Annotated in this window: 22 protein-coding genes; 16 read left to right on the top strand and 6 right to left on the bottom strand. The window is 44.0% G+C overall.

Features of this window, described 5'->3' with window-relative positions; translation table 11 throughout:
* Nucleotides 1-16: 16 nt before the first annotated feature.
* Nucleotides 17-583, top strand: a complete 567-nt coding sequence (locus tag J7E37_RS06010) for a DUF4256 domain-containing protein (RefSeq protein WP_215022990.1) — start codon at nt 17-19, stop codon at nt 581-583.
* A 103-nt stretch (nt 584-686) separates the two neighbouring features.
* Here J7E37_RS06010 and J7E37_RS06005 read toward each other — a convergent pair whose 3' ends face one another.
* Entirely contained in the window at nt 687-1703 is a 1017-nt protein-coding gene (locus J7E37_RS06005; protein WP_215022988.1) for an NADP-dependent oxidoreductase, read from the bottom strand.
* Between the two features lie 255 nt (nt 1704-1958).
* On the opposite strand from J7E37_RS06005, the gene J7E37_RS06000 reads away from it, so the two are divergent.
* The 4 genes from J7E37_RS06000 (at nt 1959) to putP (ending at nt 7496) form a co-directional block, all read left to right on the top strand.
* Nucleotides 1959-2744 (top strand): SDR family oxidoreductase, encoded by a 786-nt coding sequence (locus tag J7E37_RS06000; RefSeq protein ID WP_215022986.1) that lies wholly within the window; start codon nt 1959-1961, stop codon nt 2742-2744.
* 136 nt (nt 2745-2880) lie between these two features.
* Nucleotides 2881-4698 carry an oligoendopeptidase F gene (gene pepF, locus J7E37_RS05995; protein WP_215022984.1) on the top strand — a complete coding sequence of 606 codons (1818 nt, stop codon included), beginning with the start codon at nt 2881-2883 and terminating at the stop codon, nt 4696-4698.
* A gap of 308 nt (nt 4699-5006) precedes the next feature.
* Complete coding sequence (locus J7E37_RS05990; protein ID WP_251009508.1) at nt 5007-5324, top strand: hypothetical protein; 318 nt, start codon at nt 5007-5009, stop codon at nt 5322-5324.
* 702 nt (nt 5325-6026) lie between these two features.
* Complete coding sequence (gene putP, locus J7E37_RS05985) at nt 6027-7496, top strand: sodium/proline symporter PutP (RefSeq protein ID WP_215022982.1); 1470 nt, start codon at nt 6027-6029, stop codon at nt 7494-7496.
* Between the two features lie 39 nt (nt 7497-7535).
* Here the strand turns inward: putP and J7E37_RS05980 are convergent, their stop codons facing one another.
* A complete protein-coding gene (locus tag J7E37_RS05980) occupies nt 7536-7724 on the bottom strand; it encodes a transcription initiation factor TFIIIB (RefSeq protein WP_215022980.1) in 189 nt (62 codons plus the stop codon).
* A 482-nt stretch (nt 7725-8206) separates the two neighbouring features.
* Between J7E37_RS05980 and J7E37_RS05975 the strand changes: the two genes are divergently transcribed.
* Both J7E37_RS05975 and J7E37_RS05970 read left to right on the top strand, forming a co-directional pair.
* A complete protein-coding gene (locus J7E37_RS05975; protein ID WP_215022977.1) occupies nt 8207-8698 on the top strand; it encodes a fasciclin domain-containing protein in 492 nt (163 codons plus the stop codon).
* Between the two features lie 139 nt (nt 8699-8837).
* On the top strand, nt 8838-10022 hold the full coding sequence (locus J7E37_RS05970; RefSeq protein ID WP_215022975.1) for an MFS transporter: 1185 nt from the start codon (nt 8838-8840) through the stop codon (nt 10020-10022).
* Between the two features lie 430 nt (nt 10023-10452).
* On the opposite strand, the gene J7E37_RS05965 is transcribed toward J7E37_RS05970, so the two are convergent.
* The 3 genes from J7E37_RS05965 to J7E37_RS05955 form a co-directional block, all read right to left on the bottom strand.
* Nucleotides 10453-10776, bottom strand: a complete 324-nt coding sequence (locus J7E37_RS05965; protein WP_215022973.1) for a hypothetical protein — start codon at nt 10774-10776, stop codon at nt 10453-10455.
* Between the two features lie 129 nt (nt 10777-10905).
* On the bottom strand, nt 10906-11373 hold the full coding sequence (locus J7E37_RS05960) for an SRPBCC family protein (protein ID WP_215022971.1): 468 nt from the start codon (nt 11371-11373) through the stop codon (nt 10906-10908).
* Between the two features lie 12 nt (nt 11374-11385).
* Nucleotides 11386-11808 (bottom strand): DUF1801 domain-containing protein, encoded by a 423-nt coding sequence (locus J7E37_RS05955; protein WP_215022969.1) that lies wholly within the window; start codon nt 11806-11808, stop codon nt 11386-11388.
* Between the two features lie 221 nt (nt 11809-12029).
* Between J7E37_RS05955 and J7E37_RS05950 the strand changes: the two genes are divergently transcribed.
* Nucleotides 12030-12542, top strand: coding sequence for a DoxX family protein (locus tag J7E37_RS05950; RefSeq protein ID WP_215022967.1), 513 nt, complete (start codon nt 12030-12032; stop codon nt 12540-12542).
* A 347-nt stretch (nt 12543-12889) separates the two neighbouring features.
* On the top strand, nt 12890-13369 hold the full coding sequence (locus J7E37_RS05945; protein ID WP_215022965.1) for a spore coat protein: 480 nt from the start codon (nt 12890-12892) through the stop codon (nt 13367-13369).
* 180 nt (nt 13370-13549) lie between these two features.
* Here J7E37_RS05945 and J7E37_RS05940 read toward each other — a convergent pair whose 3' ends face one another.
* A complete protein-coding gene (locus tag J7E37_RS05940) occupies nt 13550-14323 on the bottom strand; it encodes a YhcN/YlaJ family sporulation lipoprotein (protein WP_215022963.1) in 774 nt (257 codons plus the stop codon).
* Between the two features lie 382 nt (nt 14324-14705).
* Between J7E37_RS05940 and J7E37_RS05935 the strand changes: the two genes are divergently transcribed.
* The 7 genes from J7E37_RS05935 to J7E37_RS05910 all read left to right on the top strand — a co-directional run bounded on the left by J7E37_RS05935 (nt 14706) and on the right by J7E37_RS05910 (nt 21600).
* Nucleotides 14706-15221: a DoxX family protein gene (locus J7E37_RS05935; RefSeq protein WP_215022961.1), complete on the top strand. Its 516-nt coding sequence runs from the start codon at nt 14706-14708 to the stop codon at nt 15219-15221.
* A 186-nt stretch (nt 15222-15407) separates the two neighbouring features.
* Nucleotides 15408-15614: a hypothetical protein gene (locus tag J7E37_RS22015; protein WP_251009507.1), complete on the top strand. Its 207-nt coding sequence runs from the start codon at nt 15408-15410 to the stop codon at nt 15612-15614.
* A complete protein-coding gene (locus J7E37_RS05930; protein WP_251009506.1) occupies nt 15608-16342 on the top strand; it encodes a GNAT family N-acetyltransferase in 735 nt (244 codons plus the stop codon). Before J7E37_RS22015 ends, J7E37_RS05930 begins: the two co-directional genes overlap by 7 nt.
* A 112-nt stretch (nt 16343-16454) precedes the next feature.
* Nucleotides 16455-17090, top strand: a complete 636-nt coding sequence (locus tag J7E37_RS05925) for a coiled-coil domain-containing protein (RefSeq protein ID WP_215022959.1) — start codon at nt 16455-16457, stop codon at nt 17088-17090.
* A 611-nt stretch (nt 17091-17701) separates the two neighbouring features.
* Nucleotides 17702-18229, top strand: a complete 528-nt coding sequence (locus tag J7E37_RS05920) for a YceI family protein (RefSeq protein WP_215022957.1) — start codon at nt 17702-17704, stop codon at nt 18227-18229.
* Nucleotides 18230-19228: 999 nt separating this feature from the next.
* Nucleotides 19229-20416, top strand: a complete 1188-nt coding sequence (locus tag J7E37_RS05915; RefSeq protein WP_215022954.1) for an MFS transporter — start codon at nt 19229-19231, stop codon at nt 20414-20416.
* Between the two features lie 89 nt (nt 20417-20505).
* Nucleotides 20506-21600, top strand: a complete 1095-nt coding sequence (locus tag J7E37_RS05910; RefSeq protein ID WP_215022952.1) for an AI-2E family transporter — start codon at nt 20506-20508, stop codon at nt 21598-21600.
* The last annotated feature ends 195 nt before the right edge of the window (nt 21601-21795 follow it).

Below are 21795 nucleotides of genomic sequence, written 5' to 3'. Positions count from 1 at the left end.
ATAAGGGGGAATAAACATGTCAAAAGGAAATAAAGAGCTGACGAGAGAACAGCAGGAAGAACTGCTTGGGACGTTGAAAGCCCGATTTGAGAAAAATATGAACCGGCATGAAGGGCTTGAATGGGCTGAATTGCAGGCTAAGCTCGAAAATAATCCTGAAAAATTGTGGTCGCTCAATGAAATGGAAAAAACGGGCGGAGAGCCGGATGTGGTTAGTCACGACCCAAAAACGGGCGAATATATTTTTTATGATTGTGCGGCGGAAAGCCCTAAAGGCCGCAGAAGTGTTTGTTACGACCGTGAAGCGTTGGAGGCGAGGAAAAAACATAAGCCGGAAAATAGCGTGATGGATATGGCATCTGCAATGGGCATTGAGCTTTTAACGGAGGAACAATACCGGGAACTGCAGAAGCTTGGTAATTTCGACCTGAAAACGTCGAGCTGGGTGAAAACGCCTGAGAATATTAGAAAGCTAGGCGGTGCGCTTTTTTGTGATCGCCGCTACGATACCGTATTTGTCTACCACAATGGAGCCGATTCTTACTATGCTGCAAGAGGTTTTCGGGGCTCGCTTAGGGTATAGTTTTGTATCCTTTAAATAAGGTGTTTTCGATGTAAGAGAAGAAGTGAAGTTTGCTGGCAAACGAAAAGCCGTTACGGAAATAGCTCCGGAACGGCTTTGTCTATTATTGATCAGAATCTGCAACCTTTACGATCGCTTTTCCGAGGTTTGCCCCTTTAAACAAATCCAAAAATGCGTCAATTGTATTATCAAAGCCTTCTGTAACCGTTTCTTCATACTTCAATTTCCCTTCTAACAGCCAGCTCGCCAATTCTTTGGCACCTTCGCCAAAGCGGGACGAGTAGTTTCCGACTGTGAACCCTTGCATCAAAGAACTAGTCTTGATTAAGTAACCCTGAACACGAGGTCCTACATCTGGCTCTGACTGGTTATACGCTGAAATCGCTCCGCAGACAGGAATTCTTGCGAAGTTGTTCAAGAGAGGGAAAATCGCATCGGAAATCTCTCCGCCGACGTTCTCAAAATAGACATCGATTCCATCAGGACATGCCTCTTTAAGAGAGGAGCTTACATCCTGTGTATTGTAGTTTATTGCAGCATCAAATCCAAGGTCATCTAGAAGATAATGTACCTTCTCATCGGAACCAGCAATACCAACGACCCTTGCACCTTTGATTTTTGCAATTTGACCCACAATAGAACCGACAGCTCCCGCGGCACCGGAAACAACGACTGTTTCACCTGCTTTCGGCTTTCCGATATCCAATAAACCAAAGTATGCTGTTAGACCAGTCATGCCTAATACACTTAAGTATGCGGATACTGGTGCCAAATTCGGGTCAATTTTGCGGACAGTGTTATCTTTTGCGATGGAGAATTCCTGCCAGCCTAATGAGCCTATTACGAAATCGCCCACTTCAAAAAGATCTGACTGGGACTCAACCACTTTTCCGATTACACCACTTGAAATAGCCTCGTTTAATTTGAACGGCGGGATATAGGATTTGGTGTCATTCATGCGCCCGCGTAAATAAGGATCGACCGAAATATAAATAGTCTGTAAAAGTATTTCTCCTTTTGCCGGTTTTTCAATAGGTACTTCTACAAATTCAAAATGGTCATATGTAGGAACTCCAGTTGGTCTCTTTTTTAGCTGTATTTGCTTTTGAATAGTAATCACCCTTCCTAAATGTTCTCTAGCTTTAATATACAGGAGAGAAGGGTGGATTCAAATTCATTTGATTGTTATGGTGGTTTTAAATTAAATGACAGTAACTATTGGAAGTGAAGAATACATAGGAACAGAGAGCCAATAAATTCTATATAGATATTAGGTATTTTTAAGTTCCTGATTTCCTCCTAATCATTCTATGTTTTACATTTCCGCCTCCCGGGAAGATGAAACTATTAGTTGATATTGATAGGAGGATTCGGAATGGGTAAAACGATTTTTATTACAGGCGCAGGGAGCGGGCTTGGCCGCGGGGCTTCGCTTGGGTTTGCGAAAAAAGGACACAAGGTGATTGCGACGACTGAGCTGACTTCCCAGAAGACGGATCTGATGCGGGAGGCCGAGGATCAGGGGCTTAATATGGAAGTATTCAAGCTTGATATTACAAATGAGCGGGATCGTGAGCAGATCAAGGAGTATGATTTTGATGTGTTTGTTGCGAATGCAGCGATCAATGAAGGCGGTCCTCTGGCTGAGGTGCCGATGGACCGGATTCGCGCGCTTTTTGAAGTGAATGTCTTCTCTACGCTGGAAACTGTGCAAATCGCGGCGCGTAAGCTAGTGGAAAAAGGGAGCGGAAAAATCATTTTCATGAGCTCGATGGCAGGTATTTCAGCCACGCCATATGTCGGGCCATATACGGCCACGAAGCATGCGATTGAGGGAATCGCCCAAACCATGAAGTCGGAGTTGGAAAAGCACAATGTAAAAGTGGCGACGATTAACCCGGGTGCATTCGAAACAGGCTTCAACAAGCGGGCGGCTGAGGAGAAATGGAAGTGGTACGATGAGGAGAAGAACTTTACCCGAAAAGAGGACATGGAAAAGCAGGAGGAAGGATTAAAGAACCAATTCGATCCGGAGGATATGATTGCGAAAATGGTAGAAATCATCCCTGCCGATCAACATAAATTCCGGACGGTTTACCCTGAGGAGACGGAAAAGCAGCTAAAAAAAACGCAGGAAGAAAGATGGACGTTGGAAATCTAGCATGGTAGATAAGAAGCCTGGCATTCGTTGAGTGCCAGGCTTCTTCGTGTGCGGGCTTCCATCAAATTCAACGTGTAGAGGTTTTTCGTTGTGGTATAGGTTTAATAGACCGAAAGTTCGTTAGGAGGGAAGCAGGATGGCGAAAAAATCGAATGAGCGATTGAAAAGACAGGAAGTGGATGAAAAACAGACATGGGATTTAACTGCTCTTTTTGAAACGAGGAGTGACTGGGAAAAGGAGCTGAAGGCGGTCAAGGAGGATCTGCCGGAAGTCACTGAATATAAGGGGAAGCTTGGCAATAGTGCAGGTGAGCTGCTGGAATGTCTGAAGGCCAAGGAGAAGCTTTTGGAGCGTTTTAACCTTGTGTCGATGTATGCCGATCTGCGGCAATCAGTCGACCATACCGATCCGGAAAGGCAGAAGGATGGTGCTAGGGCAAGTGATGCTCAGTCGACAGTCAATGCGGAGCTTGCGTTTGTAGAAACAGAAATCATCAAGCTACCGAATGCGAAAATTGATCAGTTTTTAGAAGAGGAGCAAGGGTTGGAGCCCTTCAAAAAGTACTTGAGCGATTTACAGGATCGCAAGCCTCATGCACTTGGCGAGGAAACGGAGGAAACGCTCGCAGCGCTTGGATCACTGTTCAGTTCCCCGTACAATATTTACAACCGGGGTAAATTGTCTGACATGCAGTTTGATCCTTTTATCGATGACGAGGGAAATGAAATTCCTCTTTCTTTTGCTCTTTATTCAGGCAAATACGTGTCTTCGCCGTCGGCAGCCGTGCGCCGCAATTCCTATGATTCTTTTAACAAGACATTGAATCAATATAAGCATACCTTTGCGGCAACCTATGCAACCCAGGTAAATCAGGAGGTAGCGATGGCCCGTCTAAGGAACTATGATTCTGTCACCGATATGCTGCTGCATGACCAGCAGGTAACCCGTGAGATGTATGATAACCAGCTGGACATCATCCAGGAAGAGCTGGCTCCTCACATGAGGCGTTATGCTAAATTGATAAAACGCGTCTTAGGTCTCGATAAGATGACGAATGCCGACCTTAAAGCGCCGCTGGATCCAGAATATAAAATAGAGACTAGCTATGATGAGGCTGCGGAAACGGTCCAGGAAGCACTCGAAATCATGGGGCCGGAGTACAGTGAGATGATCAAGACGGCGCTATCCGAGAGATGGGTTGACTATGCTGACAATGTTGGGAAGAGCACGGGTGCTTTTTGCTCAAGCCCATATGGCGCACATCCATACGTCCTGATGACCTGGCCGGATACGATGCGCGGTGCGTTCACACTAGCCCATGAATTGGGACATGCCGGACATTTTTACCTGGCAGGAAAGAATCAGAGAATGGTCAATACCCGGCCGTCGAGATATTTTATCGAGGCACCATCGACGATGAATGAGATGCTGCTCGGAAACCACTTGTTGTCGAATACGGAGGACAAGCGGAAAAGGCGCTGGGTCATCCTCCAGCTATTAGGGACGTATTATCATAATTTTGTCACCCATTTGCTTGAAGGAGAACTTCAGCGCAGAGTTTACAAACTGGCCGAAGGTGGCGAGCCGTTGACAGCCGACTTATTGTCTAGGTTAAAGCTGGAGATCCTTGAAAACTTCTGGGGAGATTCCGTTGAAATGGATGAAGGAGCAGGACTGACCTGGATGCACCAGCCGCACTACTACATGGGTTTGTATCCATATACGTATTCGGCAGGATTAACGGTTTCGACGCTAGTTTCCCGGAGGATTCTGGACGAAGGAAAGCCAGCTGTTGAACAATGGCTCGACGTATTAAGGGCTGGCGGGACATTGAAGCCTTTGGACTTAATTAAAAAGGCAGGAGTCGACATGTCTGAGCCTGAGCCAATCCGCGAGGCAGTCTCGTACGTCGGTGAGCTGATCACAGAGCTGGAAGAAAGCTTTGAAGAGTAATCTTTATGAAAAAACGGCCGGATCCATTGTCAGGATTCGGCTGTTGAATACATATTAACAAGTCGAGGTAAACGTATGAATTCCCTGGCTCTCGATATCGCTGACGCGAGTTTCCGCATTTTCAAGGTTTGAAAAAGCACTAGCTTGTACACTTTTCCTGCCGGTTTTTTTGTCTTTATATAATACTTGGGAGAAAAGTATTGGTAAGGGTGCATGTCTCGTCTGGGAAAAGTTGTCTTTAATTTGACGGAACATTTTTTGATTTGAAACGTAAAAACAAATGAGACTTATTAATCTGAGGTGACAGGATGGAAACGAAAATGCAGACATCACAAAATGTGAAAATAGAGAGGACACCGGAAGCAGACTTAAAGAAGATACTGAATATAATCGGTGTATTCATCTTTGCCGGATTGGCGCTGACCAGTGTTACCAATCCGATGCCAGCTAAATATCTCAACGAATATCTGCTGTTCATCGGAGGAAGTGCCCTGATTTATTACTTTTTGCTGAACATCTACTTCATTGGGGAAACATGGAGAAAAGTGTTTTATGCAAGCCTGGTCGTGCTGGGAATCGGCAGCCTGTCGATGGCGATTTATCTGTTTAGTCATTCAACACATTAAGATTCGAGAGAATTAAACGCTTGGACTTTTCCTTAATATGGATGAAGGAGCAATTAATTGTGTTGAGTGAGCAATTCCCGTTTTGTATCGTGCAATTAAGATAAAAGACAGAACACTTAATCGGTTCAACTGTGCAATTAACATAAAAGGCCGTGCAATAAATCAATTCAACCAGGAATTAACTAAATAGATTGAGCAAGAAATTAACTAACCGTGCAATTATAAATTTTTTCAACAGAAACTCTCTGCTCTGGAGAGTTTTTTTTGCGAAAAAGTGCTTGTCTAGTCGCTAAATAACTTATTCAGAATATTCATAATATATTTACTTCGATAAATTTTGTAAGCGTTACCATTCCTTATAGGCTAGTCAGGGCGCGGGTTTTGACTGTTCGCAAAACCCTGTAACATCCTTGAAACAATTCCGGATGTTTGTTAGGTTTAATAACCGTAAGCCCCATGAGGGCAGGAAAAACTTGGACGGCATAATTAACATAAGAATTTTTTTCTGTGTGGTTCGGCTGGTTAGCTCTTATACCATTCATACTTGAAGATTCCACTTCATTCTAGTACGTTAGCCGATTTTAATTGTCTAGCTCCAGCGCCTAGACCCTCGAGACGTTTTCGGGTATGGCCGAGGCGCTTGCGCTTTTCTAACCACTATGTTACTTATTTCGTTTAGGGAAAACGAAAAGGAGAGATTTGGTGACTTTTGAAGTATTTATTTCTTTGGCAATTTATTTTATTGCAATGATCCTGATTGGATTGTATGCATACCGCAAAACTTCTGATCTATCAGACTATATGCTTGGCGGACGTGGTCTTGGACCGTCAGTGACGGCTCTGTCAGCGGGTGCGTCCGACATGAGTGGCTGGATGCTGATGGGCTTGCCTGGCGCAATGTACACATCAGGTATTTCCAGTGCCTGGATCGCTATTGGATTATCGATTGGTGCCTATTTGAACTACCTCATCTTAGCTCCAAGACTTCGAACCTATACGGAGCTTGCAAATGATTCAATCACAATCCCCGATTTCCTAGAAAACCGCTTTTCAGATCGAACTAAAATCCTGCGTTCTGTATCTGCAGTCGTTATTATCATTTTCTTCACGCTGTACACTTCAGCGGGTCTAGTTTCAGGCGGTACTTTGTTTGAGTCAGCATTCGGGCTTGATTATCGCTGGGGCTTGTTCGTGACAGCTGGTGTTGTTATCGTTTATACACTATTCGGCGGTTTCCTTGCTGTTAGTTTGACTGACTTTGTTCAAGGTGTCATCATGTTCCTTGCACTCGTCTTGGTGCCGGTTGTTGCCTTTACGGAGCTTGGCGGACCTGGAAACGTCATGGATACAGTTGGAGCCATTGATCCTACATTGATGGATCTTTTCAAAGGTACGACATTCCTTGGAATTGTATCACTATTGGCTTGGGGGCTGGGTTACTTTGGCCAGCCGCATATCATCGTCCGCTTTATGGCAATCAAATCGATGGAAGAGCTTAAGCCAGCGCGCAGAATCGCGATGACATGGATGATCGTTTCGATTATCGGAGCTTTGGCCGTTGGTCTTGTTGGTATTGCTTATGTAGAAGTGAACAACGTAACGCTTGAAAATCCAGAAACAGTCTTCATCATGTTTGCGAACATTCTGTTCAACCCTTATATCACTGGATTCCTGCTCGCTGCGATTTTGGCTGCGATCATGAGTACCATTTCTTCACAGCTGCTCGTAACATCGAGTGCATTGACTGAAGACTTTTACAAGGCATTCTTCCGCCGCGAAGCAACAGACAAAGAATTGGTATTCGTCGGCCGTGCAGCCGTATTGCTTGTTGCATTAGTCGGTATCGCGCTTTCTTATACGCCTAACGACACGATTCTTTCATTGGTTGGTAACGCATGGGCTGGATTCGGTGCCGCATTCGGACCAGTCATGCTCCTGAGCCTATACTGGAAGCAGATGAATCGTTGGGGTGCGCTTGCCGGTATCGTCGTCGGTGCGCTTACTGTCATCATCTGGATCAGCATCGATGGATTGTCAGCATTCCTGTATGAAATGGTCCCTGGATTCTTCTTAAGCTTGATTGCCGTCATTGTGGTCAGCAAAATCACAACCGGACCAGGCAAAGCGGTAAAAGAAGAGTTTAAAGAAATGGAAAACATAATGTCTGAGTAATAGAGTAACAGGCTGCCAGATTGCTGGCAGCCTGTTTATTTATTTGAACTTCTCCGGCTTTTTCACATAGCTTTCAATGATGAATCCACAGTCCGTGCAAATAATGTGTAGAATCTCAGAGCCTAAACTCATCACCTTATTCTCGGGATACATAACAGCATATCCAGCATGCTTGCCTTTGCCGATTTCCGTACTTCCGCATTTAGGGCACTCTTTCGTAAAGTTCATGATAACCATCCCTTCCAAAAATGCTTATAGTGAATTTACGTATGGCTTTGCTAGAAGTTTCAATAACTTTGATTACCTGGTGTGCCCGAATTAAGGTGGAAAGGTACCATAGAAACTCTATAAGCCCAAGGGAAGTCCAACAGGTTAAAAGGTCACATAGAACTATTTTTATAAGCCCGAAAAGGGGTGTCCGCCCAGCAAAAGGTCATATAGAAGAAATCTATAAGCCCAAAACGCGGCTGGAACCTGAAAAGGTCATGTAGAAACAATCTAAAAGCCCAAAACGGGATAACTGCACCGTAAAAGGTAATATAGGTGTTTTTAAAAGGTCAACAAGAAGACCTGAAGCAAGTGCCTAAGATGCACATCTGAGATCAGTCATTATAATTTGAGGATAAATCTGTAATGTTGGAGAATACTACCTTTTGTAAAAATACAGAGGTTAATCATGCCTCTATTGGAAAAAAGGAGTGATTCTCATAATGAAGAAGTTTATGGCAGTTCTTTTTGCAGTAATGATGGTGATGTCAATTGCGAACCCTAGTTTTGCTGCCGACAACCCAGGAAACAAAAAGGATATTGTCGATACGGCCGTAGCAGCTGGGAATTTTAAAATCCTCGCAGCTGCGCTCGAGAAAGCAGGTCTGGTTGAAACGTTGAAGGGCGAAGGGCCGTTCACAGTTTTCGCGCCTACTGATGAAGCATTCAATAAGCTTCTCAAGGATTTAGGGATTACAGCTGATGAGTTGCTGGCAAGACAGGATCTGAAGGATATCCTGCTGTACCATGTGCTTCCTGGCAAAGTGATGTCGGGTGACCTGAAGGAAGGAATGCAGGCACAGACACTGGCAAAGAAAAATGTCACCATCTCACTTGACCCAGTTCAAGTAAACGATGCGAATGTCGTGACTCCTGACGTTGAAGCGTCCAATGGTGTCATCCATGTAATCGATAAAGTATTGCTGCCAAAATAAGTGTCCATGACTGGATCCGGTGAGGGTTCAGTCTTTTTCTTTGGCGCGCTCAAAGTTCTCCTCCATAGACATAAATTTTTAAAAACGTTATAATTAATTCGGTTTTCGAAATATATAGTACAACTTAGAAGGTGAATGTATGCAGCAAGAAAAGTTATGGACGAAGGATTTCATTTCGATTTCGCTTGTGAATTTCGTGATGATGCTTTCTATGTATCTATTGATTGTAACGATGGCATCGTATGCGGCCGATGCTTATGATGCGTCATCCAGTATGGCCGGCCTGGCTTCAAGTATTTTCATCATCGGTGTTCTTTTTGCCAGATTGTATGCCGGCAAAGAGGTTGCGAGGATCGGAAGCAAAAGGATGTTGATTGGCGGGGTATTGTTCTTTGTGTTGATTACTGCTCTTTATCTCATCCCCTCCAATATTTATGTTCTTCTGGTTGTCCGTTTTCTTCACGGTGTCGGCATCGGGTTTGCGTCAACCGCGACGGGAACAATTGTGGCACAGGTGGTTCCTGCCAGCAGGAAAGGTGAAGGAATCAGCTATTTCAGCTTGAGCGTGATTTTATCGACGGCGATTGGTCCGCTGATCGGCCTGCCGATGATCAGCCAATTTGGCTACGAAAGCATGTTCATCTTTTCGCTCGTTGTCGGAGTGCTCTGTTTGCCGATTGCCCTTATGGTAAAAGAACCTGTTATGGATAATACGGCTGAAGGTGCCGGGAGCAGGGGATTCAGCTTGGCGAAATACCTGGAGCCCAATGCTTTACCGGTTTCTGTTGTTATGTTCGTCATTGCGCTCGCATACTCGGGGACGCTTTCATTTATCGCGTCATTTGCGAAGGAAGAAAACCTGACAGAAGCGGGAAGCATGTACTTCTTCGTTTATGCAATGGCTGTCTTATTTTCTAGGCCGTTCACGGGGAAGCTGATGGACGCCAAAGGTGCCAATTTCGTTGCTTATCCGGCAATGATTACTTTTGCGTTAGGGATGTTAATCCTGAGTCAGGCGCATTCGGGCGCTGTATTCCTGCTGGCTGCCGGGCTCATCGGGTTAGGGTACGGAAACTTTCAATCTGTCGCCCAGACGGTCGCCATCAAAATGACACCGCCGCATCGCATGGGCCTTGCCACCTCGACCTTTTTCATCATGATGGATATTGGAATAGGTGTCGGCCCGTTCCTGCTTGGGTACATGGTGCCGGACTATGGATATCGCGGGCTGTACCTGGCGATGGTGCCGCTGATCATCGTCGGTGTCTTTACCTATTACGCACTCCATGGAAAAAAAGAAAAAAACCTTACGCAGAGTGCGTAAAACAGGAACCTCGCCGGGAATTGGCGAGGTTTTGTTTATGGTTGAAGTGACGGCGCTAGAATTTCTGGTTATGGAAGCCGCATTTTTCAGGTCATGCGCCAATATGTGCCTCCATAAGGCCGATGGATGCCGCATTTCTCTGAACAAGCACAAAAAAGTGACTCCATAAGGCCGATGGATGCTGCTTTTTATTGCACATACGCGAAAAAGTGTCTCCATAAGGCCGATGGATGCCGCATTTCTCTGAACAAGCACAAAAAAGTGTCTCCATAAGGCCGATGGGTGCCGCATTTCTCTGAAAAAGCATGAAAAAGTGTCTCCATAAGGTACTTATCGCCATTTCACCTAAATAAATAGACTGAAGACATGCTCATTTTTAGTGAGTTTGTCCACAGTCTGATTCATTGCTGTATATTGGCGAGGTTTTTGTTTACATATTCGGTGCATAGTTCGTATTTTTCTCGACGTCGGTTTCCTCTGCCAATTCTTCCATTTCCATATGAGTCTGCGGGAAACCATTGGCCTGCCATTCGGCGCGCATGGCCGAATCAAGCTGGGTAAGCCCTCTTTCAGCTGGATCTATGCCCGCATCGACACTCTCCATCTGGTCGATTTTCTCGCTGTTCCTCATGTCTGTATCCTCAAGAAAACGAATCGCATCGCGCTGGCTTTTCCGGTAGGCGGCTGTCAGCAGAACGGCGCCGCCAGCTGAAAGCAAAGAAGCCAGTACAAAATTCTTGGTCGATTTCTTCATCGTCGTTTCCCTCCATTCGAAAATAACTCCTCTTGAAGACTATATTCCCGTTTTATGTGACTTTAACGAGTCCAGTTATTTACATTTTTGTTTCAGGAGGGGATGGCCTGTGGTGCAGCTCTCCGGTATCTATTTATCTTCCATCATCTTCTGATCGAGGTGTTCAAGAATCATTTCCCAGGCTGAATCATGCCGGCTTTTGGATTTTTCATCTGGAAATCTTTTGTGTGTCAGGCTTAGATAAGTACCATTGCCCCTTGGTTCAAGCTCGATTGTCACCACAGTTTCAGCGCCCTCAGTTCCTCCTGCACCGGTTACCCAGGTGAATTCGATCAAACGGTCAGGGATTACCCTCAGAAACCTTCCGTAATGCGGATGGCGCTGCTCAACAAGGTCTTCTTCGGTTTTAAAAACGGTCTCGAAATAGAACACAGAATTGACCTCAGCCTTCATGATCAGCGTTCCGGGGGCGGCGAACCATTCATCGAATTTTTCGGTCCAAGCCGCGAAAAGGACCTCAGCCGGTGACGCCATCAAACGTTCTACTTTAAAACCATGTGGTCTTGCTGAAAGGTCGGGAACTGTAAAAGGTTCCATATTCATCTCTCCTTATGTAGTGGGATACCTTTCTTGTAAAAATGTGACAGACTGATTGATGAGTGCTTTTAAAACTTCCACATCAATATCCGCTACTTTGTTTATGTACACACACGCTTTTCCGGAGGTATGTTTGCCTAATTCTTTCAGCAAAGCCTCTCTTTCTGTGTCCCCAGTGGCAAAATACAGGCTGATCTTTGCTTTCCGCGGCGAGAAACCTACGAGTGGTGCGTCTCCTTCGTGACCGGAGTCATACTTGTAGTGATACGAACCAAACCCGATGATGCTCGGTCCCCACATTTTCGCAGGGTAACCTGTTGTTTCTGTGAAAGTATCCAATAATCTGTAGGCATCCTCACGCTTCTTGGGGCTGTCGACGTTTTCGATGAACTCAATGACACTATTGTCATTTTCTTTTGTTTTCAGTTCGTACATATAGAGTTTCTCCTTCCAGAGATTATTTTTGGATAAACCGTTTTAACAGAAGCTTTTCCTGTATTAGTACTTTCTAGAATAGCCTTTCAAAATCCTCTGTCATAATTCGTTCAAAGCTTTTCAACAGAATTGTGACTAATGTCACAACACAGTATTTTTTTGATGGAAATTTGATATCTTAATAGTGTAATAATAATAAATAACTTATTGGAGTGAGGAACATGTTTGCAAAGTGGTTAAGAGAAAACAATGTTGCTGCTGGTCTATTGGCTGTTATTAGAATATGGCTTGGGTACAACTGGATGACTGCTGGATGGGGTAAATTGACAGGAGGCTTCGACGCATCTGGTTACTTGAAAAATGCTGTCGCGAATCCGGTTAAAGGTCCAGACGGAAGCATGGTGTACGGCTGGTACGTGAACTTCCTTGAAAGCTTCGCGATTCCGAACATCGAATTGTTCAACTTTATCGTTCCGCTTGGAGAATTCCTGGTAGGACTTGGCTTGATCCTTGGAACACTGACAACTGCTGCCGTGTTCTTCGGCCTTGTTATGAACTTCAGCTTCTTCCTTGCCGGAACAGTATCTCACAACCCGACAGACATCTTCTTCGGCTTCATCATCCTGTTTGCTGGCTACAACGCTGGTAAATATGGTTTAGACCGCTGGGTCGTGCCATTCATCCGCAAAACTGTCTTCAAACGCGGAGAGGAAGTCACACGCAACGTGGCATAACTTGAATTAAATCCCCCTTTAATATATTTTGGCTGCCGGCTAATCCCGGCAGCCTTTTTATATCTCGGAAAGTAAATCCTCCAACACATAAATCTCCGATATTGGTTTTTTATTCAGAGTCATCTGCTCATAAATAGCTGCAGTGATCGTAAACTCTGAGGGGATAATCTGGATTCCATACCAACCAGCTATCCTCCATTTAATGGCCTTATGATATAAATAAGTTCGAGAGGGGACTTAACAACCCCTTTTTTTGATTCGGCTTCCTTTTATTCCTCATTCCATGCACCCACTGCTTTTCTAGTTTCATACACTGTAAGGTCAAAAAAGGAAAAAGGAGCATGAATATGACAAATCATCAGACTCTCGCCTGGCATGAGACATTGGAAATCCATGAGCTGGTTGCTTTTCAAGCAATTGGTTTAATGAAGCTGAAAAATGGAATGAAAGAGGTTCAGGATCAGCAGCTTAGGGACATTTATATGAAGTCCATTCAAGGGCTTGAAATGAATCTTCGGGAACTGCTGCAGTTTTACCCGTATGCCCCGATGCCAACACAGTCAAGCAATTATCGAGTTTCCGACAGTTTCCTGGCTGGGGATTTGCTGGCCTTTGCTAAGACGGCAGTGAGGAATTACGGAATCGCCATCACCGAAACGGCTACTCCAGGAGTCAGGAGGGTGCTGAAGAAACAGCTTAATTCTGCGGTCGATATGCATGAAAGGATTTATACCTATATGTACAGGAATGGATTGTACCCGTCTTATAACCTGAGCAAGATGCTCCAGAATGACATGATGCTGGCGAAACAGGCAATGTCTATGTAATGACAAAGAAGCATAGGGTTTCCTATGCTTCTTTGTCATTTTATTCACATTGATTGTTGCTTTTCGTACATGGCTGTTTCCACTATTAAGGGAGCGGCGCTCTTTTAGAGCAGAGTTCTGGACAAGTATTGGAGAGTACTCGTTCAAAAAGGAACAAAGCTTACAAAAAGAGCATATCTTTTATCTTCCGAAGAAGTTGCCCATTGTGTTTCTAAAATCTTCAAATATGCCATCCCTGTTTCTGTCATTGCGGATGTCATCAGCAAATGTACCCATTCTGTCAAAAGCGTTATTGTCTACAGTGACATATACGTTGTCAATCCCTCTGTGGGCTTGGCGGACCTTTTGTTCAATTTCACGTTCCAATCCATTTCCACCAGCTGTATTTCTGCCTGCACCGGCATCAGTACCATTTCCATTGCCTGTACCAGCATCAGTACCATTTCCATTACCTGTACCGAAAATGTTGTTGCTGTATCCGCCATCTCCTGTACCAGCATTTTGGCGGTCTCCATTTCCAGCATCGCCTTTGCCGTCGATAATCCCATCATTCCCAGCTTGACCTTGATCCTGGTTAACACGGCCATTTTCAGCAAATGTTTGACCATTGCCGTCCAGTGCATTATTCATGTTACCATTTCCGTTTCCGTCGGTATTATTGCCAGCACCTGTATTATTACCGTTATCAGCAAGTCTGACAGCTACATATGCATTGTTTTCTGAGATGATGACTCGTGCGTCGTCTACTTCGGGCATTTGCTCTACCTGGCGCTCTGCACGATCAGCAAGCTGAAGTCTGTTGTTTTCGGTAGCGGGGCCGCGACGAACCTGGTTAATCTGGACACGCTGTTGGCCATTGTCGTTATTATCGTTTGCTGCGTTGTCATTTGCTCCGCATCCGGCCAACCCGAATGTAATTGCGGCACAGCCTGCTAATATTAGTGACTTTTTCACTTTATTCACTCCTTGTTTTGTTGTTATTCGTCCTTATGATGGCTTGAAATTGGCACAGTATGCAGGGAAGGTAAGATTTTTTTAAAAAATAAAGCGATTTTATTGAAGGATTTAAGCCTGTAACCTTCAAAGTCTCTTTAAGGGGGAATGTCCACTCACCCTCAATGTTTCTTAATAAGAGGGGAAGCCCGATAACAAATCCAGTTTTAATTACTTGGAGAGCCTTTATTAGTAAAATTTAAAGATTGATTTTAGCGTAGACATAATTTGTTCAAAACATTTCAACAGAAATGTGAAATCATTCACATAAAGCCCTATTTTCAAGATAAATTTGATATCTTATGAATGTACTAATACTAATAAACTTATTGGAGTGAGGAACATGTTTGCAAAATGGTTAAGAGAAAACAATGTTGCTGCTGGTATATTGACTGTCATTAGGGTTTGGCTGGGATACAACTGGATGACTGCCGGTTGGGGTAAATTGACTGGTGAAGGCTTCGACGCTTCTGGATTTTTGAAAAATGCGGTGGCGAACCCGGTAAAAGGTCCAGATGGTAACGCGGTTTATGGATGGTACGTCAACTTCCTTGAAAGCTTCGCGATCCCGAACGTCGATTTGTTCAATACTATCGTGCCATTAGGGGAATTCCTTGTTGGTCTTGGATTGATCCTTGGTACGCTGACAACTGCTGCGATGTTCTTCGGTTTAGTGATGAACTTCAGCTTCTTCCTGGCTGGAACAGTGTCTCATAACCCAACAGACATTTTCTTCGGATTCATCATCCTGTTCGCAGGTTACAATGCAGGTAAATACGGTTTAGACCGCTGGGTGGTACCATACATCCGCAAAACAGTTTTCAAGCGCGGAGAAGAAGTCACACGCAACGCTGCTTAACTTTATTTTAAATCCCCCTTTAAAATAAATTGGCTGCCGGGAATGGATCCCGGCAGCTTTTTTATTTTTGACATCTGCCTAAAGGAGGAATGATGCTTACTTAAGCGAATAAGATACAGGACCACAATGAAGTTTTTTACGTGAAAACCTTTGTAAGACAGACATAAATGCTGGAGAGTGCTGAGAATGCAAATCATACATAAACCATGGATTAAACTAAAGGAAAATATCGATGCCGGCGATTATGAAATAATTAGCGGGCTTCAGGACCGGTGCAATCGTATGGATCGAACAGCACTGAAGCTGGAGCTTGATTATAAACTGGGAGTCAGCGGCAGTAATGAGGTGGTTCAGGATATAAATGAGTTCATGTACTTCGTGGGGAGATGCTGATTGGCTATATGGGGATTTGCAGCTTCGGCGGCCCTTGGGAAGTGAATGGGATGGTGGATCCGGATTACCGGCGCGAGGGTGTTTTCACCAAACTGTTTGAGCTGGTCATGGCAGAATCGAAGCGCCGGGATTCTGGCAGCATGCTGCTTCTGAGTGACCGTAATTCGGAAGCGGGGCAGAAGTTCATTGCCGGAGTTGGAGGGCAATACAAGCATTCGGAATATGAGATGTTTTTGAAAAAAGATGCCCCTAACGCCAATCCAGACGAGTTGGCAGGTATTGTTTTTAGAAAAGCGACGAATGCCGACGCATACGAAATTGCGCGGCAGAATGCGATTTATTTTAACGATGAAGAGGAGATCAGTTCAGAAGGCATGGGTTTGCGAGAGGAAGAGGACATCAGTACAGAAGACATGATTTTGCCAGAGGAAGAGGAAAGGCGCGGGATGACTTCTTATCTTGTTGAAAAAGAAGGGCAAATCATCGGGAAAGTGAATCTGCAGCTGACATCGAAGCTCGGTGCCATTTTTGGTCTGGGTGTGTTGCCGGAGCATCGCCGGAAGGGTTACGGCAGGGCGCTTCTTTTGCTGGCCATTGAAAAGCTGAAGGCAGCAAATGCAAAGGAAATCATGCTGCAGGTAGCAGCCGAGAACTCAAATGCGCTTAACCTTTATAAGTCATGCGGATTTGAAGAGACATCTACGATGGATTATTTTGAGCTGAAATAAAGGATATCCACCTCGTACAGAACGAGGTGGATATTTTTGGGTTCTTTTGAAACTAACGGGTAGGAGATTCGTATAATAGTATTATCATCCTTTTTGAAAGGGAGGGTTAGCAATGAATTGGAAGAAAGATTTTAAAGTTTCCGCTCTTATCATTTTATTAGTCATCACAGCGATTGCTCTGTTGGATAATGCAAGAACAGCCGATTCTGCAGCGAAACTTGCGGAGGATAAAAATCGTCTTGAAAAGAAAGTGATTAGTTTAGAAAAAGAAATCGAAAGACGGTCGAGGATGACGGAAGATTTGAAGAATGAAAATGATACATTGGCCGAAAATCTTTCAAACCTCGAAGAAGAAGTAACTGCATCACAATCCTCCGTTCGATATCAGGACTTCATGGATGCGATCGATGTTGTTGAGACCTATAAAGCAGTGGGGGAGTTTGAAGAAGTATTTGAATTAATCGGAGTTGATAATTTTACAAGTTTTGGCTACCTTGATCAAGATTACAATTGCCCATGCAGTATTAACTTCAAATATACTAGTCTTGATTGGAGTCCTGGAGTGGTCATGAATCTTAGTGAATTTAGTATTGAAAAGGGGAAAATTCTTCTTACATATCTTACAGTCGAGAAGCTGGAAAGTAACTATCAATTTGTCTTGACCAGGAGTGGCGACTTTTACGATAAGACAGAAAAGTGGTGGATAGAAGATATTAGGCTTATAGAAAAGGAGGAGGCCCCATTATAAAATTCGATAAGCGGTTTCTCCCATTCGTGGTTTATTTTTTATTGGTAACCTTGCTCTTGCTTTTCACGGCGCAAACGAATTTTAATCTGTCAGGTGTTCATTATCAGTTGGATCAGGAAAATATGACGATGACAGTTGAAAGAGGGTTTTGAAATAAACAGGTGATTGAAAGGGAGGTTACAGCTCAGGAAGCGCTTGAAGTAATGCTGCCGATTAATGAGGCGAATCAGCTCTGGATGATGAATATATATCTTATCCCGCTGTTTGCTGCTGTTTTTATTGCTTTAGTTTATTCTCCCTTCAGACCGAAGCGGAATTTTAAGTGGTATGGCTTATTATATCTTATATTTCTTGTGTCCTTCATAATCTGGGACATCAGCGTACATCGGGACATTGCAGAGGAGATTGCCAAAGGTCTGAACGGTTTAGAGTGAGTTTGGGCCGATTAATGCTGTGCTCATTCTGTAAAAATAAATATCAGAAAAGTGTATTGACAGTAAAGTCGGTTTCATGATAAATTTATCTCGAATTAAAAATAATTGATTTTGAGATTTATTTTTTTAGAATAATATCTCGAATTCGAGATAAATACAAAACAGGGGGATTATAGAATGGCTAAATTTGCAGTAGATCAGGCGCACTCAGCAGTAGGATTTGAAGTGAAACACATGATGGTATCAAAGGTAAAGGGACAATTTGGCTCATATACAGCTGACGTTGAAGCAGCAGACCTGACTGATTTAACAACAGCATCAATCGCATTCAAAATTGATGTAGCAAGCATCGACACACGTAACGAAGACCGCGAAAACCACTTGAAATCAGCAGACTTCTTTGATGTCGAAAACTACCCAACAATCGATTTCAAATCCACAAGCATCACACGCGATGGCGATGATTACAAAGTAACTGGCGACCTGACAATCAAGGACGTAACAAAGCCAGTCACATTCGACGTGGAATACGGCGGCAAAGGCACAAACCCATGGGGCGTGGAAGTTTACGGTTTTGAAGCAGAAGCAAAAGTAAACCGCGAAGAATTCGGCCTTACATGGAATGCTCCACTTGAAACAGGCGGCGTTCTTGTCGGCAAAGACATCAAGATCAAGGTTGAACTAGAAGTGAATCCAGCAGCATAATTTTAATTGGTGTAACCGCTCAGGAAGGCAAAAGACCTCGGGGCGGTTTTTTGATTTGTTTTTCGGGCGGATGGATGGTTGGCTGGCTGGGATTGTGACAGGTTTGGGAGGAGGAGTGGAAAAGCTGTCAAAAAAATGCGGTTATTGTGACAGGTTAGGGTGATGAGGGTGAGAAGTTGTCAAGAAAAGGAGATAATCGTGACAGGTTAGGGTGCTGAAGGTGAAAAGTTGTCAAGAAAAAGAGATAATCGTGACAGGTTAGGGTGCTGAGAGTGAAGAGCTGTCAAGAAAAAGAGATAATCGTGACAGGTTAGGGTGCTGAGAGTGAAAAGCTGTCAAGAAAAAGAGGTAATTGTGACAGGTTTGGGTGCTGAGGGTGAAAAGCTGTCAAGAAAAAGCGGTAATCGTGACAGGTTTGGGTGCTGAGGGTGCAAAGCTGTCAAGAAAAAGAGTTAATCGTGACAGGTTAGGGAGCTGAAGGTGAAAAGCTGTCAAGAAAAAGCCGTAATCGTGACAGGTTTGGATGCTGAGGAAGTCAAGCTGTCAAAAGAAAGATCAACTTCAGACAGGTTTGGCACCAAGGGGAGTCAAGCTGTCAAAAGAAAGCCCAACTTAAGACAGGTTTGATGCCAAACGGACAAAAGCTGTCAAAAGAAAGTCCAACTTAAGACAGGTTTGGTGCCAAACGAAGAAAAGCTGTCAAAAGAAAGCCCAACTTAAGACAGGTTTGGCGCAAAACGGAGAAAAGCTGTCAAAAGAAAGCCCAACTTAAGACAGGTTTGGTGCCAAACGGAGAAAAGCTGTCAAAAGAAACACCGACTTCAGACAGGTTTGGCACCAAACGCAGTCAAGCTGTCAGAAGTAAGAGGAGAATCCATCCAAATCCCCTTACGCTGCCACCAGCTTATATGAATCGGGGCCGCAAACTCGCCTTGTATAAAATCGGAAAATTCGGTATTTTATTGATAAAGGAAGTTACCATGTTAAGAAGGTGATTAGATGACTCGTCTTTTATGGACTTTATCTATAGCTCAATTTCTGGCGATGCAGGTGTGGTTTAATTTTTCAGCGGTTATGCCTGTTGTTGAAAAGGAATGGAGCTTATCCCCGACGGAATCTGGGATTATAGTGGCTTTTTTTCATATAGGCTATGTGGCAGCGGTGTTTTTTTACAGCTTTTTGAGTGATCGTTATAATCCGAAATATTCGTTTATGTACGGGGCACTGATCGCTGGAGTTTCTGGTGTGCTCTTCAGTGTTTTGGCACAGGGATTCTGGTCGGCTTTATTGCTGAGGTTTATTTCAGGTATTGGAATTGCAGGTATTTATGTCCCGGGGATGAAAATAGTTGCCCAAACATCGAGCGATAGAACACGAGGTGCGGCGCTGGGGCTTTTTGTTGGGTCGCTCGTCGTTGGCTCGGGATTTTCGTTGCTTGTCTCTGGATTATTCATTAATCTGGTCGGATGGAAGGGCGTTATTTTGATTACCTCGTGCTCGGCAATTCTGGCATCCGCATTAATACATTTTTCCCGCATTCCTGAAAACATCCATATTCATAACCAGCGTTTGAGTATGTCACTTTTAAAAAGGGTGCTCACCAAAAGAAATCTGCTGGTGAACATCAGCTACACTGGCCACTGTTGGGAACTGTATGCGATGTGGGCTTGGATTGGTCCTTTTATGGTGTATTACTTTCAGGCTCATGATGTCACCAATGCCATTTCTGTCGGTAATTTTATCGGTGCGTTTGTTGTGATGATTGGCGGCATTGCCAGTTTTATAGGCGGAAAAATGTCTGATTCCTTCGGCCGGTTAAAATCAATTAAGCTATTTATTTATATCAGTATTTGCTGTTCATTGGTGATTGGCTGGCTAACGCCGGCGAGTATGTGGATTCTGCTTCCGATTGTTTTCATATATGGATTTACGATTATTGCTGATTCACCGATCTATAACACAATGATCACAGAAATATCCGATCCCGAGATAACCGGCATTGCATTAGGGATCCAGTCCGTTTTAGGATTCAGTGCTACGATTTTTTCACCGATGATTTTTGGCATTCTGCTCGATTACTTCAATTGGGGTGTTGCTTTTACGACCATTGGCGCAATGACAATCATAACGCCAATTTGCATTTTGTTTTTAAGGAAGTGGTTGAATGAGGATGCAAAGGTCGCATGAGCGATATTTCTTGTCTGAAAAAAATTATCTTTTAACCCGGAATTTTGGTATAATTTTACCAAAATAACCTGAAGCAAGAGGTACATACTTTGACTAAATCTAAACTGCAATTTTGGCTGATTCAAATTTTGCTAATCGCGACAATCATTTATGTTTCTACGAAGATTTCGTTTATGTTTGAGCCGATCGGGATTTTCATCTCAACGGTGTTCTTTCCGATTCTGATTACTGGATTCCTCTATTTCCTGCTGAATCCGGTGGTGGACTTCCTGGAACGCAAGAAACTTCCCCGGGTACTCGCCATATTGATCATTTATGTTGTGTTTGGTGCACTTCTTGTTCTGGCAATTGGGAATTTGGTTCCGGCGGTTTCCAAGCAGGCGACGGAGCTTGCGAATGATCTACCTGTTTTTGCTGACAAGACGACGGAGTATTTTTACGATGTTGTTCAGTCCTCAGAGTTTAAAAGCTTTAGGGATGAGCAGCGTGAAATGATTGATACGGTGCAGGAGCGCGTAATTGAGTATGCGAATACGATACCCACCAAACTGACGAATGGACTCAAGGGCTTTTTGGGTATCGTCACCAATATCGCGATCATCCTTGTTACCGTCCCATTTTTATTGTTTTACATGTTTAAGGATGGACACAGGTTCCCGCTGGCTGTTTCAAAGTTCATCCCGAAAGATTACCGGGATGAGGGGCTGAAAATCCTGAAAGAAACGGGTGAAACACTTGCTGCATACATCCAGGGCCAAGTAACGGTTGCCTTGGCGGTTGGGACGCTGGCGTTCATCGGGTATCTCATCATTGATTTGCGCTATGCTTTAATTCTCGCGTTAATCGTCGCCTTCACAAACATTATCCCGTATGTCGGGCCGATTATTGGCGGAGCGCCCGCAGTGCTGGTTGGTCTTTTTGATTCCCCGACAAAGGCTTTACTGGTAGTCGTCGTAATCCTTGTGGCCCAGCAAATTGAAGGAAACTTGCTGTCTCCACTTATCCTGGGTAAAACACTGGATACCCATCCGGCAACAATCATCATTATTTTACTGGCGGCCGGAAATCTGGCTGGCGTACTGGGAATGGTTTTAGCCGTTCCAACCTATGCCGTCACAAAAACAATCGTCTTAAACCTGGTCCGGTTTTTAAGAGCAAGGAAAAGGGCAACGATCACCACATAGGTAACCTGAGTCATACTCGAACATGAGAATTCTGCATTAGTCTTTGGGCGATAGCGCTGTCTGTATGGAAGCTGCTATCGCTTTTTTTATAGAAGTATTGTGCGATTTATAGTTCGGCCAATCTGGTTATGATTACATACAGGCCGATAATGGGGCGAAAAAAAAGGAACTCTTGGAAATATCGTCACATAAAAG

The organism is Bacillus sp. ISL-39, from assembly GCF_018613295.1.
Classification (GTDB): Bacteria; Bacillota; Bacilli; order Bacillales; family Cytobacillaceae; genus Mesobacillus.
The sequence above is the reverse complement of the archived record's forward strand: the minus strand, read 5'-3'. Positions and strand labels throughout refer to the sequence as shown.